The 13,982-nt window shown below is 74.8% G+C and carries 9 protein-coding genes; 5 read left to right on the plus strand and 4 right to left on the minus strand.

Translation table 11 applies throughout. The features are described 5' to 3' along the window. Window positions 1-39 precede the first annotated feature (39 nt). Entirely contained in the window at window positions 40-1,539 is a 1,500-nt protein-coding gene (locus LPA42_RS02470; RefSeq protein ID WP_077939278.1) for a GH1 family beta-glucosidase, read from the minus strand. Window positions 1,540-2,465: 926 nt separating this feature from the next. Between LPA42_RS02470 and LPA42_RS02475 the strand changes: the two genes are divergently transcribed. Next, window positions 2,466-5,363, plus strand: coding sequence for a glycoside hydrolase family 48 protein (locus LPA42_RS02475; protein WP_198956691.1), 2,898 nt, complete (start codon window positions 2,466-2,468; stop codon window positions 5,361-5,363). A 244-nt stretch (window positions 5,364-5,607) separates the two neighbouring features. Here the strand turns inward: LPA42_RS02475 and LPA42_RS02480 are convergent, their stop codons facing one another. Beyond that, on the minus strand, window positions 5,608-6,447 hold the full coding sequence (locus LPA42_RS02480; RefSeq protein WP_228986284.1) for a DUF3159 domain-containing protein: 840 nt from the start codon (window positions 6,445-6,447) through the stop codon (window positions 5,608-5,610). A gap of 85 nt (window positions 6,448-6,532) precedes the next feature. On the opposite strand from LPA42_RS02480, the gene LPA42_RS02485 reads away from it, so the two are divergent. Together LPA42_RS02485 and LPA42_RS02490 are read left to right on the plus strand one after the other, a co-directional pair. Then, entirely contained in the window at window positions 6,533-7,420 is an 888-nt protein-coding gene (locus LPA42_RS02485; RefSeq protein WP_077939280.1) for a phosphatase PAP2 family protein, read from the plus strand. Window positions 7,421-7,438: 18 nt separating this feature from the next. After that, window positions 7,439-8,122 (plus strand): maleylpyruvate isomerase N-terminal domain-containing protein, encoded by a 684-nt coding sequence (locus LPA42_RS02490; protein ID WP_077939281.1) that lies wholly within the window; start codon window positions 7,439-7,441, stop codon window positions 8,120-8,122. 68 nt (window positions 8,123-8,190) lie between these two features. Here the strand turns inward: LPA42_RS02490 and LPA42_RS02495 are convergent, their stop codons facing one another. Then, window positions 8,191-9,447, minus strand: a complete 1,257-nt coding sequence (locus LPA42_RS02495; protein WP_077939282.1) for a low temperature requirement protein A — start codon at window positions 9,445-9,447, stop codon at window positions 8,191-8,193. Between the two features lie 155 nt (window positions 9,448-9,602). Between LPA42_RS02495 and LPA42_RS02500 the strand changes: the two genes are divergently transcribed. Further along, entirely contained in the window at window positions 9,603-10,586 is a 984-nt protein-coding gene (locus LPA42_RS02500; protein ID WP_077939283.1) for an LLM class F420-dependent oxidoreductase, read from the plus strand. After that, window positions 10,583-11,374, plus strand: coding sequence for an SDR family oxidoreductase (locus tag LPA42_RS02505; RefSeq protein ID WP_077939284.1), 792 nt, complete (start codon window positions 10,583-10,585; stop codon window positions 11,372-11,374). Before LPA42_RS02500 ends, LPA42_RS02505 begins: the two co-directional genes overlap by 4 nt. Before the next feature lie 240 nt (window positions 11,375-11,614). Here the strand turns inward: LPA42_RS02505 and LPA42_RS02510 are convergent, their stop codons facing one another. Further along, window positions 11,615-13,948 (minus strand): transglutaminase domain-containing protein, encoded by a 2,334-nt coding sequence (locus tag LPA42_RS02510; protein ID WP_077939285.1) that lies wholly within the window; start codon window positions 13,946-13,948, stop codon window positions 11,615-11,617. Window positions 13,949-13,982: the final 34 nt, after the last annotated feature.

The raw sequence follows: 13,982 nt of genomic DNA on the forward strand, positions 1-13,982 counted from the left end.
GTGCGGAGCGACCGTGCCCGCCCGGCGGGGAGTTCCCGGCTACAGGCCGTTGGCCCGGATCACCTCGCGGTACCACAGCGCGCTGCGCTTGGGCACCCGGCGCTGGGTGGGGTAGTCCACGTAGACCAGGCCCCAGCGCTGGTCGTACCCCTCCGCCCACTCGAAGTTGTCCAGCAGCGACCAGACGTGGTAGCTCTCCAGCGGCACCCCGTCGGTGACGGCGCGGTGCGCGGCGGCCATGTGGTCGCGCAGGAAGCTGACCCGGCCCGCGTCGTCGACGGTCCCGTCGGGGGAGAGGGTGTCGGCCTGCGGCAGGCCGTTCTCGGTGACGGTGAGCGGGACGGGGCCGTAGTCGCGGGTCACCCGGGTCAGGATGTCGTACATGCCGTCGGGGTAGATCTGCTGCCAGTCCGCCTGCGAGGTGGGCCAGCGGGTGACCGTGCCGCCGGTGCCGGTCACGTAGTACGGGGTGTAGTACTGCACGGCGAGCAGGTCGATCGGCGCGGAGATGGTCTTCAGGTCGCCGTCGCGGATGCCGCGCGCCATCCGGCTGCCGGGCCCGAGGTCGGCCAGCACGTCCGCCGGGTAGCTGCCCTTGAGGATCGAGTCGAGGTAGAGCCGGTTCTCGTAGCCGTCGTAGAGGTGGCTGGCGCTGGCCGCCTCGGCGCTGTCGTCGGCCGGGTAGCAGGGGTGCAGGTTGAGGGCGGGGCCGATCCGGGCGGTGCTGTCGGTGGCCCGCAGCGTCTCCACGGCCAGGCCGTGCGCCAGCTGGAGGTGGTGGGCGACCAGGTAGGCCGCCTGCGGGTCCTGGAAGCCGGGGGCGTGGTGGCCGTGGAGGTAACCGTTCTGCACCACGGTCTTCGGCTCGTTGATGGTCAGCCAGACCGGGACCCGGTCGCCGAGGCTGCGGAAGAGCACCTCGGCGTACTCGGCGAACCGGTAGGCGGTGTCGCGGTTCTCCCAGCCGCCGGCGTCCTGCAGCGTCTGGGGCAGGTCCCAGTGGAACAGGGTGGCCATCGGCGAGATGCCGCGTTCGTGCAGGCCGTCGACGAGGCGGCGGTAGAAGTCGAGACCCCGCTGGTTGGGTGTGCCGGTGCCGTCGGGCTGGATGCGCGGCCAGGAGATGGAGAACCGGTAGCTGCCCAGCCCCAGGTCGCGCATCAGGTCGAGGTCGTCGGCGTAGCGGTGGTAGTGGTCGGCGGCGATGTCGCCGGTGTCACCGTTGCGGGTCCGGCCGGGGGTGCGACTGAAGGTGTCCCAGACCGACTCGCCCCGGCCGTCCTCCTTGGTCGCGCCCTCCACCTGGTACGCCGAGGTGGCCGCGCCCCAGCTGAAACCGGTCGGGAAGCGCAGGTCGCCCCGGGGCCCGCCGGTGGGGTCGGTGTCGGGGTCGGTGCCGGCGTCGCATCCGGTGGCCAGGCCGCCGGAGACGGCGGCGGTGGCGGCCGTGCCGCCCACGCGCAGGCCGGTGCCGGTGGCCCCGGCGGTGGCGGAGAGTGCGGCGCGGCTGAGTAGCCGCCGCCGGGTGAGCATCGACATGGGGCCTTCTCCTCGTGATGGGTGCCCACCGCCGCACGGCCGGGAGCGCTCCCAGCATAAGGCAGGCGGGGGCGGCCGAGCCCGCCTGTGGCGGGTCGGCTCTGTTGTGCGGGCTGTTCCGGCGCGTGGCCGGTCGCGCGAATGCGCTGGTGGGAGGCGATGTCGGGGCGTCGGTCGTGGCTGCGAGACGCCCGCCGGCTACGCCCATAGCGAGCGAGGCCGGCCGGGTGGCGTGACACGCCTGACCCGTCGGCCTCTTTTCCCATGGTGTCGGGGGGTTTAGTGTGGGGACGGGGGAGGGCAACCCCCGTCCCCACCTTTGTTTGCACACACGCACGAGCGGAATTGGCGTCCTGTCGTGCGTGTCGCGCGGGAGCCGGGCCACGCGAGTGGCTCTGGTTCCACCTCCCTCCATTGCCGGTGGGTGGTGGCTGGCGGCGGCGTCCGGGCTGGCCCGCCGTCAGCCTTCGGGCAATGTGCCGGGGACGTCGCGGGCACGACGCTCCCGGTCAACACCTTCTGTGACCTCCGTCGATGGAAGCGCTCCCATCGGCGATGCAGCGACTGTAACGCCCGTCACCGGTTTGTGAAAGCCCCAAAACGAGATCGAAACAAGTAGCTGCTCGTTCGTGGACTCTTCTTGTCGTGGGAGCGCTTCCATGCAAGACTGTCGAACACTGCGACGAGGAGCCAGCTCGCGTGAGTGCGGGTCGCCGAGGGCATCCGGGTCATCCGGACGGCACCCCCAGGAGGGCCGCGGCGCGGTCGACCAGCGTCGACGCACCGCACCCGAAACCCCGGCCGGGCCGGATCGACCACCATTCCCGAGCGCCTCCGTCCCCCCGTGCCCCTGCGCGCGTGGAGGCGCCCCGCCGGGGCCCCGCGGCCCCGGCCTGGTCCGAGGAGACACCGCGCACATGAGACTCATGGCAAGACGTCGCCGGACGGCGATGCTCGCCGCCACCACGTTGGTCATCGGAGGCATCGCCCTGCCGGCCGGCGCCGCGCAGGCCGCCCCGGCCTGCGACGTGGTCTACGCCACCAACGACTGGGGCAGCGGCTTCACCGGCAACGTCACCATCAAGAACCTGGGCGACGCGGTCAGCAGCTGGACGCTCAAGTGGACCTTCCCCAACAGCAGTCAGCGGGTCGTCCAGGGCTGGTCGGCCAAGTGGAGCCAGACCGGCAGCGAGGTGACCGCGACCAACGAGTCGTACAACGGCAGCCTCGGCACCGGGGCGTCGACCACCATCGGCTTCAACGGCAGCTACTCCGGCAGCAACCCGAAGCCCACGGCGTTCACCCTCAACGGCACCCCCTGCAACGGCACCGCCGCCAACCAGCCGCCGACGGTCTCCCTCGGCGTGCCGAGCGGGCCGTTCGAGGCGCCGGCGGACGTGCCGCTGACCGCCACGGCCAGCGACCCGGACGGGACCATCAGCAAGGTCGAGTTCTACCGCAACGGCCTGCTGGTCAACACCGACACCACCGCCCCGTACGGCTACACGCTGGAGGACCTGCCGGCCGGCAGCTACACCGTCCAGGCCAAGGCCTACGACAACGCCAACGGCATCGGCGTCGACGAGAAGGCGTTCACCGTCAGCGCGGCCTCCGGCCCCCGCCTGGTGGCCACCCCGTCCGCGGTCAGCGTGAGCGAGGGCGGCACCGCCACCTTCAACCTCAAGCTCAGCGCGGCCCCGACGGCCAGCGTCCCGGTGACCCTGACCCGCAGCGGTGACACCGACATCACCGTCACGCCGGCCTCGGCGACCCTCACCACGGCGAACTGGAACACCGGCGTCACCGTGACCGTGGCGGCGGCGGAGGACTCCGACACCGTCGGCGGCACCGCCACCGTCACCGCCTCCGGCACCGGCCTGGCCCCCCTGGCGGTCACCGTCACCGAGGTCGACAACGACGTTCCGGGCGGGGACAACGCCTACGTCAAGAAGTTCCTCGACCAGTACGGCAAGATCAAGAACTCGGGCTACTTCAGCCCCGAGGGCGTGCCGTACCACTCGATCGAGACCCTGATCGTCGAGGCGCCCGACCACGGCCACGAGACCACCTCCGAGGCGTTCAGCTACTGGCTGTGGCTGGAGGCCTACTACGGCCGGGTGACCCAGAACTGGGCCCCGTTCAACAACGCGTGGACGGTGATGGAGAAGTACATCATCCCCACGCACGCCGACCAGCCCACCGCGGGCTCCGCCGGCACCCCGCAGTACGCCGCGGAGTACAACCTGCCCAGCCAGTACCCGTCGGCGCTGAACCCGAACATCTCGGTCGGCCAGGACCCGCTGCGCTCGGAGCTGCAGAGCACCTACGGCACCGGCGACATCTACGGCATGCACTGGCTGATGGACGTCGACAACACCTACGGCTTCGGCCGCTGCGGTGACGGCACCACCAAGCCGGCGTACATCAACACCTTCCAGCGGGGCACGCAGGAATCGGTGTGGGAGACCATCCCGCAGCCGTCCTGCGACACCTTCAAGCACGGCGGGCAGTACGGCTACCTCGACCTGTTCGTCAAGGACACCGGCGCCCCCGCCAAGCAGTGGAAGTACACCAACGCCCCGGACGCCGACGCCCGCGCCGTGCAGGCCGCGTACTGGGCGCTGACCTGGGCCAAGGCGCAGGGCAAGCAGGCCGACGTCGCCGCCACCGTGGCCAAGGCCGCCAAGATGGGCGACTACCTGCGGTACGCGATGTACGACAAGTACTTCAAGAAGATCGGCAACTGCGTCGGGGCCAGCACCTGCCCCGCCGGCAGCGGCAAGGACTCGGCGCACTACCTGCTGTCCTGGTACTACGCCTGGGGCGGCGCGTACGACACCAGCCAGAACTGGTCGTGGCGGATCGGCTCCAGCCACAGCCACTTCGGCTACCAGAACCCGTTCGCGGCCTGGGCGATGACCAACGTCAACGAGCTGAAGCCGAAGTCCCCGACCGCGGTCGGCGACTGGCAGAAGAGCCTCGACCGGCAGCTGGAGTTCTACACCTGGCTCCAGTCCGCCGAGGGCGGCATCGCCGGTGGCGCCACCAACAGCTGGGACGGCAACTACGGCACCCCGCCGGCCGGCACCGCCACCTTCTACGGCATGTTCTACGACGTCGACCCGGTCTACAACGACCCGCCGTCGAACCAGTGGTTCGGCATGCAGGTCTGGTCGATGCAGCGCATCGCCGAGCTGTACCTGGAGACCGGCAACACCAAGGCCAAGGCGCTGCTCGACAAGTGGGTGCCGTGGGCGATCGCGAACACCACGCTGGGCACCAACTGGTCGGTCCCGTCCGAGCTGAAGTGGACGGGCCAGCCCGCCAACTGGAACCCGAGCAGCCCGGCGGCCAACACCGGCCTGCACGTCGAGGTCTCCTCCACGGGCCAGGACGTCGGCGTCACCGGCTCCCTCGCCCGGACCCTGATCGCGTACGCGGCGAAGTCCGGCAACACGGCGGCCAAGACCACCGGTAAGGGCCTGCTCGACGCCCTGTCCGCCTCCGCCGACAGCAAGGGTGTCTCGACGACGGAGAAGCGCGGCGACTACAAGCGCTTCGACGACGTCTACAACGCCGCCGACGGCCAGGGCCTCTACGTGCCCCCGGGCTGGACCGGGAAGATGCCCAACGGCGACGCCATCGCCGCCGGCAAGAGCTTCCTGGACATCCGGTCGTTCTACAAGAACGACCCGGACTGGCCGAAGGTGCAGGCGTACCTCGACGGCGGCCCCGAGCCGACGTTCAACTACCACCGGTTCTGGGCCCAGTCGGACATCGCCATGGCGTACGCCGACTACGGGATGCTCTTCCCGAACGGGTGACCCAACCCCTCCGGGTGGGCGGCGCGGCCCGTCCACCCGGAGCCCGGCCGGGCCCGGGGGAACTATGAGCCCGGTCGGCGGACGGCCTGACTCCCACGGTCAGGCCGGGGCGGGCCGGCCGTCCGGTCAACGCAGCGGACCGGCCGGCCCGCCCCACCGCCCGAAGCTGAACTTGCCGCGAAAAAGCCCCGGAAAAAGTGACCGTCCAGGGATCACGTGACGGTCGCGGACGGAGTAACGTACGTCACCGGAGAGGCCGCTCCCCCCGTGGCGGCCTCTCCCTTTTTGTCCCCGCACCGGGCCCCGCACCGGGCCCCGCACCGGGCCCCGCACCGGGCCCCGCACCGGGCCCCGCACCGGGCCCCGCACCGGGCCCCGTCCTAGCCTCCGGCGCAGGGTCGGGCACGGTCACCGGGTGCCGCAGCCCCGGATGCCCGGCCGGCAGCGACCGGCGGATCACCAGCCAGCTCACCGCCAGCGCGGACGCCACCAGCGGCCAGGTCAGCGCCACCCGCGCCACCACCAGGGCCACCACCTGCCCGCCCAGGTAGAGCGGCACGAACACTGCCACCCGCAGCGCGTACGTCGCCGCCCACACCCAACTGCCCCGCCCGTACGCCCGCAGCAGCGCCGGGTCGCGCCGCCACCGGCCCCGCTGCCGCAGCGCCACCCCCACGAGGACGCCCAGCAACGGCCAGCGGACCACGATGCTCACGGCCCAGGCGAGCGCGCTGGCCACGTTCGACAGCACCTGGACGAGGAAGAAGTCGGTGGCCCGCCCGGTGCGCAACGCGATCAGGGCGGCCACGCAGACCGCGAGCAGCCCGATCAGCACCGACCGTGGCCGGTCGCCCCGGCGCAGCCGCCACGCCGCCACCGCCGTGCCGGCCACCACGGCGGCGGCCACCCCGCCGACCAGTGAGTGACCGGTGGCCAGCCAGCCGAGCGCGAACGCCACCGGCGGTGCGGTGGCGTCCACCGCACCGCGCCGCCCGCCGAGCAGGTCGGCGAGGGACTCGGGCCGGTCGGCCGGCGGCGACGGAACGGGGTGCGAAGGGCCTTCGGGCCCGGGTGCGGCGGTCACCGGCAACCTCCTGTACGTCCGCCCCAAACTAACCGCAGGGCCCCGGCGGGCCACCGGGGAACGCTCCGGCGAGTGCCGCTACGGTGTGCGGGTGCGCGCGACGGCGAGGGGTTGGACGGCGGTCTGGTTGGTCGTACTGGCCCTGGCCCAGACAGCCGCCTTCCTCGTGGTGTGGCGCGCCGCCCTGCACACCGAGCTCGGCCAGTGGCTCGACACGGTCGCCCTCACCGGCAACCGGATCGGCCAGGACCGCATCGCCGAGCCGGTGAACCGCATCCTCAACACGATGTCCGCGCTGTCGCTGCTGGCCGCGACGGCGATGATCGGCTTCATCGCGCTCATCCGGCGGCGGGTCGCCCTGGCCATCACGGCGACCCTGCTCATCGCCGGGGCGAACGTGAGCACCCAGCTGCTCAAACACTTCCTGGCCCGGCCCGACTTCGGCATCGACCCCGAGCGGTCGGCCGCCGGCAACAGCCTGCCCAGCGGGCACACCACCGTGGCCGCGTCGGTGGCCCTCGCGCTGATCCTGGTCCTCCCGCCCACGGTCCGGGTGCTCGGCGCGTACCTCGGCACCGCGTACGCGGCCGTGGCCGGCGTGGCCACGCTCTCCGCCGGCTGGCACCGGCCCAGCGACGCCGTCGCGGCGTTCCTCGTCGTCGGCGTCTGGGCGGCGCTGGCCGGGCTGCTGCTCCTGGTCACCCAGCGGGAGCAGGCCCAGGTGGAGCCCGCCGACGCGCACCGGGTCGCCGCCGTCCTGCTCGGCCTGGGCGGGGCGATCGCCGTGGTGGCCTCGGCGCTGGCCCTGTCCTGGCTGGTCGACCTGCCCCAACTCGACCCGGACGAGATGGGCCGGCGGTCGCTGTTCGTCGGCTACGCCGGCAGCGCCGCCGGCATCGCCGGGACGATGGCCGTGGTGGCGGCGCTGGTGCTCGCCGTCGTGCACCGCCTGGTGCCCCGCGTCAAGGGCTGACGGCGGAGGAGAGGATCGATGCGGACGGCCCACGACACGGTGCGGGCGGCGTTCCGCGACGAGTGCACGGCGCTGGGCGACGTCCTGCGCGAGCTCACCCCCGCCGACCTGGACCGGCCCACCGACTGCCCGCCCTGGGCGGTACGCGACCTCGTCGCCCACGTCCACGCCGGCGCCGGCCGGCTCACCGGCATGCTCGCCGCCCCGGCCCCGCCCCGCGCCGAGGTGGACGCCGCCGGCTACTTCGGCGCGGCCAAGTTCGCCCCGCAGGTCGACCGGGACCGGGTCGACAGCGCCCGCCGGCAGGCCCGCGAGGCGACCGACCCGGCCGGGATCGCCGCCGCGTTCGACCGGGACTGGCGCGCGGCCGACGCGGCGGTGGCCCGCCAGAGCGTCGACCGGGTGGTCCGCACCCGGCACGGCGACGCGATGGCCCTGACCGAGTTCCTGGTGACCCGGGTGGCCGAGGTCGGCGTGCACGGCCTGGACCTGGCCGCCGCCCTGGGCCGCGAACCCTGGCTGACCCCGACCGCGGCCGAGGTCGTCGCGGCGCTGCTGACCGGCGGCCGGGCCGTGCCGCCCGAACTCGGCTGGGACCGGTTGACGGTGCTCCGCAAGGCCACCGGCCGGGAGCCGTTGACCGGTTGGGAGCGGACCGCGCTCGGGGCCGCCGGGTTGCGCCTGCTCGCCTTCGGCGGCTGACCCGTCGGGCACCCCGAGGTCGTCAGGGGGCGCTCTGGCGGCCCGCCGGCCCGGCTCGCGGGCGGGGGTCAGAACGGCGGCGCGGGCTGTTCCGGCGGGCGGCCCCAGGCCCGCCGGGCGTCCGCCACCGCCACCGCCAGCAGCGCCAGGGCCGCCGCCGCGGCCGACACCAGCGTCGCCACGTGCAACAGCACCGGCACGGCCGCCAGCAGTGCCAGCGCCGCGATCCACCGCGACCGCGACACCCGGCCGAAGACCTCGTACTCGAAGCGGGCCCGGCCGGCCAGGAAGATCACCGGGCCGCCCACCACCATGGCGATCCAGGCCGCCGCCGGATGGCCCAACGGGTGCTCGATGGTCAGCTCGTAGCCGATCGCGGTGGCGGTCAGGCCGACCACCATCACCAGGTGGGTGTCGGCGGCGGACCGGCCGATGACCGCCGGCCGGGTCGCCTTCGCCACCGCCTCGGGCAGGATCTGCCCGGCCCGCTGGAAGTAGATCCGCCACAGCAGCACCGAGATCACGATGGCCGTGCCGAAGGCGGCCGTCCGCGCCAGTCCGAACGGGTGGGCGCTGTACGCGAGCCCGGCCACCAGGATCGTCTCGCCCAACGCGATCAGGAAGAACTGCTGGTAGCGCTCGGCGAGGTGCTCACCGACCACCTGCCACCGGTTGACCCGGGAACGGCCCAGCCCAGGCACCGGCCAGCCGAACAGGGACGCGAGATAGCTGCCGGCCAGCGCCGCCGCCCACAGCACGACCCGCGGGTTCGTGGGCAGGAACGCGCCGGTCAGCCAGAGCACCCCGAGGAACAGGTAGGTGATCAACATGCGCAGCTTCAGCTGCCGGTACTCGTGCTGGCCCAGCGCCACCAGCAGCAGCAGCGGCCGGGTCACCTGCGCCACCACGTACGCGGCGGCGAACGCCAACCCGCTCACCGTGAACGCGCGGGGGATCGCCACCCCCATCACCATGCTCGCCACCAGCGCGGTGACCACCACCGCCTGCAACCCGAAGTGGTACGGGTCGTACCGGCTGGTGGTCCACGCGGTGCCCTGCCACACCGACCAGAGCGCCAGCAGGAGCAGCAGCGTCTTCCCCGTGCCCGTGAACGGGGACCAGCCGCTCGTGCCGCCCGCCTCCACCGCCAGGTCCTCGAACGCCCGCGCCGACACCCGGGTCAGCGCGAAGACGTACACCAGGTCGAAGAACAGCTCCAGGAACGTGGCCCGGGTCGCTCCGGCGCTCGCCGGCTGCAGGCCGCTCACCCAGCCCGGCGGGGGTGCGCGCCACCACCGGCCGGGCCGGTCCGCCCCGGCGGCCATGCTCAGCGGCTCCCGCCGTCGTACCGTTCCACCTGGCAGTCGTAGCACCCCGGCCCGCCGCCCCGGCCCGGTTCCCCCGGATCCGCCACGATCCGCCGCCCTTGCCGGAAGCGCGGGGCAGCGGGCAGGATCGACCGGTGACGAACCGATGGGGCATGACCGTGCCGCTGGGCGGCCTCCCGCTAGCCGACCACGCCGCCGCCTACGCCACCCTGCACCGGGCCGGCTTCACCGACGTGTGGTCCTCCGAGGTCAACGGGGCCGACGCGTTCACCCCGCTGGCGCTGGCCGCCGCCTGGCAGCCGGAGCTGCGGCTCGGCACCGCCATCGCCCCCGCCTTCACCCGGGGCCCCGGGCTGCTCGCGATGAGCGCCGCCGCGCTGGCCGAGGCGGCCCCCGGCCGGTTCGCGCTCGGCATCGGCGCGTCCTCCCCGGTGGTGGTGGGCGACTGGAACGCCGTCGCCTTCGACGAACCGTTCAAGCGCACCCGCGACGTGCTGCGCTTCCTGCGCGCCGCCCTGGCCGGGCAGACCGTCGACGGCGCGTTCGACACCTTCGCCGTGCGCCGGTTCACCCTGGAACGGCCGCCGGCCGTGCCGCCGCCGCTGCTGCTGGCCGCCCTGCGCCCGGGCATGCTGCGGCTGGCCGCCGCCGAGGCCGACGGGGTGATCCTCAACTGGCTCGCCGCCGAGGACGTGCCCACCGCCGTCGCCGAGCTGGGCGGGCGGCCCGACGGGTTCGAGGTGGTCGCCCGGATCTTCGTCTGCCCCACCTCCGACGCCGGCCACGCCCGCGCCCTCGGCCGCCGGCTGATCACCACCTACCTGACGGTGCCCGCGTACGCGGCGTTCCACCGCTGGCTGGGCCGGGCGGAGATCCTCGACCCGGTGTGGCGGGCCTGGGCGGCCGGGGACCGGCGGGGCGCCGCAGCCGCCGTGCCCGACGAGGTCGTCGACGCGCTCGTGCTGCACGGGTCCCCCGAACAGTGCCGCGACCAGGTGCGCCGCTACGCCGACGCCGGAGTGGACGTACCCGTGCTGGCCCTGCTGCCCACGCCCGAGCTGGCCGCCGGCGGCCCGGCGGCCCTGGCCGACCTGATCGCCCGGCTCGGGCCGGTCGGGGGCGGGGAGCCGACGTGAACCTCACCGGCCGGGTGGCCGTGATCACCGGCGGCGCCGGCGGCATCGGCGCGGCCCTCGCCCGCCGGTTCGCCGCCGAGGGCGCGGCGGCCGTCGTGGTGGCCGACCTCGACGCGGACGCCGCCCGCGCCGTCGCCGCCGCCGTCGGCCCGGTGGCCCACGCCGCCGGCCTCGACGTCACCGTGGAGGAGCAGGTCCGCGCGCTGGTGGCCGACACCGAGCGGCGGTACGGCCACATCGACCTGTTCTGCGCCAACGCCGGCGTCGCCACGGCGGCGGGGCTGGACGCCGCCGACGCCGACTGGGACCGGGCCTGGCGGGTCAACGTGCTCGCCCACGTCCACTCCACGCGGGCCGTGCTGCCCGGGATGCTGGCCCGGGGGCAGGGCTACCTGCTGCACACCTGCTCGGCCGCCGGGCTGCTCACCGCCGTCGGCGACGCCCCGTACACCGCGACCAAGCACGCGGCGGTGGGCCTGGCCGAGTGGCTCGCCGTCACCTACCGGGACCAGGGCATCCGGGTCAGCGCGCTCTGCCCGCAGGGGGTGGACACGCCGATGCTCGCCGAAGGGCTGGCCACCGGGCACCTCGGAGCGCGGGTGATCGCCGCCTCCGGCGCGGTGCTGCACCCCGACCGGGTGGCCGACGCGGTGATCGCCGGCCTGGCCGAGGAGCGTTTCCTCATCCTGCCTCACCCCGAGGTCGCGCAGCACGCCCTCCGTCGCGCCGAGGACCCGGACGGCTGGCAGGCCGGCCTCCGCAAACTGGTCCGCCGCCTCCGCGCCTGACCCCGCTCACCCGCGCCCCGCCCGCCTCCGCGCGGGTTAGGTGCATGGGCCCTGCCCGCGCTGCCCGTCGGTGTCCCTTCATCTCCGCGATCTTGCACTTGTGGCCCCGGCATTACGGGGCGAAATGGACTTTCCAGGGGCCGCAAGTGCAAGATCGCCGGTGCCGCCGGTGCCGCCGGTGCCGCCGGTGCCGCCGGTGCCGCCGGTGCGCGGGCGGTCGGGTGGTGGGTGGCGGGCGGGTCAGGGGCGCCAGCGTAGTGGGCCAGGATGGATCGACCAGAGCAGCCGGCGCCACCAGGGGCGGGCGGCGCGTAGGGCGGCGACGTACTCGCCGGCCAGGGCGGCGGCCCGGTCCGCCTGCTCGTTGGCGGCAGCGCCCGGCGCGAAGGCGAGCCGGTTGAGCAGCCCGGCCAGCTCCGCCAGGTCGGGCGGCACGGCACCGGCGGCGGGGTCGACGGCACCGGCGGCGGCGCGAGCCGTGCGCGTGACGGCCAAGGCTTCGCGGTCGGCCCCGGCGGCGCGATCGGCCAAGGCGTCACGCTCCTTCCCGGCTTCACGGTCGCTGCGGTCGGTCCGGGTGGCGCGGGCTTCGGCCAGGGCGGCGCGGGCCCGCGCCGCCACCTCCGAGGCGGCGAGGTCCCCGCCCACCGGCCGACCCGCCAGCCGCAGCGCGTCGGTCACCTCCCGCCAGGCGCCGGCTATCCGCTGGCCGGGGTCGCCCGTGGACAGCCGGGCCCGCGACCGCGCCCGACGCATCCCGACCAGCGCCGCCAGCACCGCCCCCACCACCAGCAGCAGGCCGCCCGCGCCGCCACCGACCAGCACGGGCGTCGACAACCCGCCCGAGTCGACCGGGCGCGCCGGCCCCGCCTGCGGCGGCGGCGCCTCCGTCGGCTCCAGGGTCGGCTCGGGCACCTCCGACGGCGGCGGGTCCTCCGGCACCGGACGGAAGTCCTCCTCCACCGGGCGCGGCTCGTCGTCCGGGCGGGGCAGCGGATCGAACGCCACCCACCCGAGCCCGGAGAAGAGCACCTCCGGCCAGGCGAACGCGTCGGCCGCCCGCACCGGCCCGTTGCCGTCGGAGGAGAAGCCCACCACCACCCGGGTCGGCAACCCCGACAGCCGGCCCAGCACCGCGAACGCCGCCGCGAACTGCTCCGACGTGCCGCGCTGCCCGCCGCCGTTGCGCGGGCCGAAGAGGAAGAAGTTCAGATTCGGGTACGCGTGCCCGCTCGGCGCGTCCGCCACCACCCGGTAGTGCTCGGCGAGGAACTGCTCGATCGCCGCCGCCCGCGCGTACGGGGCCCCGTTGTCCTCGGCGAGCTGGGCGGCGAGCCGGCGCACCGGGTCGGGCACCCCGTCGGCCACCCGCAGCACCCGGGCCACCTCCTCCCCGGCCGGCACGTCCGCCGTGGCGAGCAGGTTGTTGTCGGGCCGCTCCGCCGCCGAGGTGACCGTGTACCGCAGCCCCGGCGTCAGCCCCTCCGGCCGGATCAGCGTCCCCGTCAGCGGGTCGTACGCCACCCGGGCCCCGCCGACCTCACGCGGGGTGGCCACGGCCGGCAGCAGCCGCCCGCTCAGGTCCGCCACGGTGATCTCCTGCCGGACCGTCTCCACCGTCGCCCCCGGCGCGGGCTGCGCCGCCGGCAGGATCCGGCCGGCGTTGCGGTACGTCGCACCGACCCGCCAGGTCACCCCGTCGTAGTCGCTGAGCACCGCGAGCCGGATCCGCACCGACCGGCCCCTGGCCTCACCCTCGGCCGGGGCGTCGGGGCGCTCGGTGGCCACGTCCAGCAGCTTCTGCTGCGGTTTCAACGCCCAGCCGGAGATGCGGATCAGCGGGTTCTCGTCCAGCGACTCCACCTGCGGCGGCTCCACGTACCGGCGCGGGTCCACCGGGCGTTCGTCGACCCGGCCCGCCACCACCGGCCCGACCACGGCCGCCAGCCCCACCACCACGACGAGGCCGGCGGCGGCGGTGGCGGCGAGGCGTACCCGAACGGCCGCCCGCACCCCCGGCGCCAGCCCGGCCGTCGGATCCGGGGCCGACGGGCCCGGCCGGCCGGACGGCACCGCCAGCCCCAGCGCGGCGACCGCCGCGAACGCCACCGTGGGCCACACCGCCGGGTCCGCGTTCGGCCCCACCACGTACACCGCCCCGGCGTAGAGCAGCGCCGGCGGCAGGTAGCCCAGCAGCACCCGGCCGGCCCGCAGCGCCACCTCCGCCCCCGCCAGCCCGGCCAGCCACGCCGCGACCAGCGGCACCAGCACCGTGTCCGGCGTCGGCTCCACCGGGATCATCGCGGTCAGCAGCCGGGGGATGCCGTTGCGGGCCGCGTCCGCCGCCACCTCGACCAGCGAGCCCGGCAGCCCCGCCGCGTCGGCCGACACCCGCAGCGACCACGCCGTGAAACCGGCCAGGCCCGCCACCGACAGCGGGGCGACCAGCCAGGACGGCAGCCGTCGGGCGGCCACGCTCACCAGCACCGAACCGACCGCCGCGCCGACCACCAGCTGGGTCAGCAGCCCACCCGCGTACACCCGGCCGAGCACCACCCCGGTCAGCGCCACCATCGCGACCAGCGCGACCGGCAGCGGCGCCGCCCGC

The sequence above is a fragment of the Micromonospora sp. DH13 genome (assembly GCF_020873825.1).
Lineage (GTDB): Bacteria > Actinomycetota > Actinomycetes > Mycobacteriales > Micromonosporaceae > Micromonospora > Micromonospora haikouensis.

Coding starts and splice junctions, on each gene's coding strand:
- LPA42_RS02500 (WP_077939283.1), top strand. CDS start 9,603: ATGACCGTGCCGCTGGGCGGCCTCCCGCTAGCCGACCACGCCGCCGCC.
- LPA42_RS02495 (WP_077939282.1), bottom strand. CDS start 9,447: ATGGCCGCCGGGGCGGACCGGCCCGGCCGGTGGTGGCGCGCACCCCCG.
- LPA42_RS02510 (WP_077939285.1), bottom strand. CDS start 13,948: ATGGTGGCGCTGACCGGGGTGGTGCTCGGCCGGGTGTACGCGGGTGGG.
- LPA42_RS02490 (WP_077939281.1), top strand. CDS start 7,439: ATGCGGACGGCCCACGACACGGTGCGGGCGGCGTTCCGCGACGAGTGC.
- LPA42_RS02470 (WP_077939278.1), bottom strand. CDS start 1,539: ATGTCGATGCTCACCCGGCGGCGGCTACTCAGCCGCGCCGCACTCTCC.
- LPA42_RS02475 (WP_198956691.1), top strand. CDS start 2,466: ATGGCAAGACGTCGCCGGACGGCGATGCTCGCCGCCACCACGTTGGTC.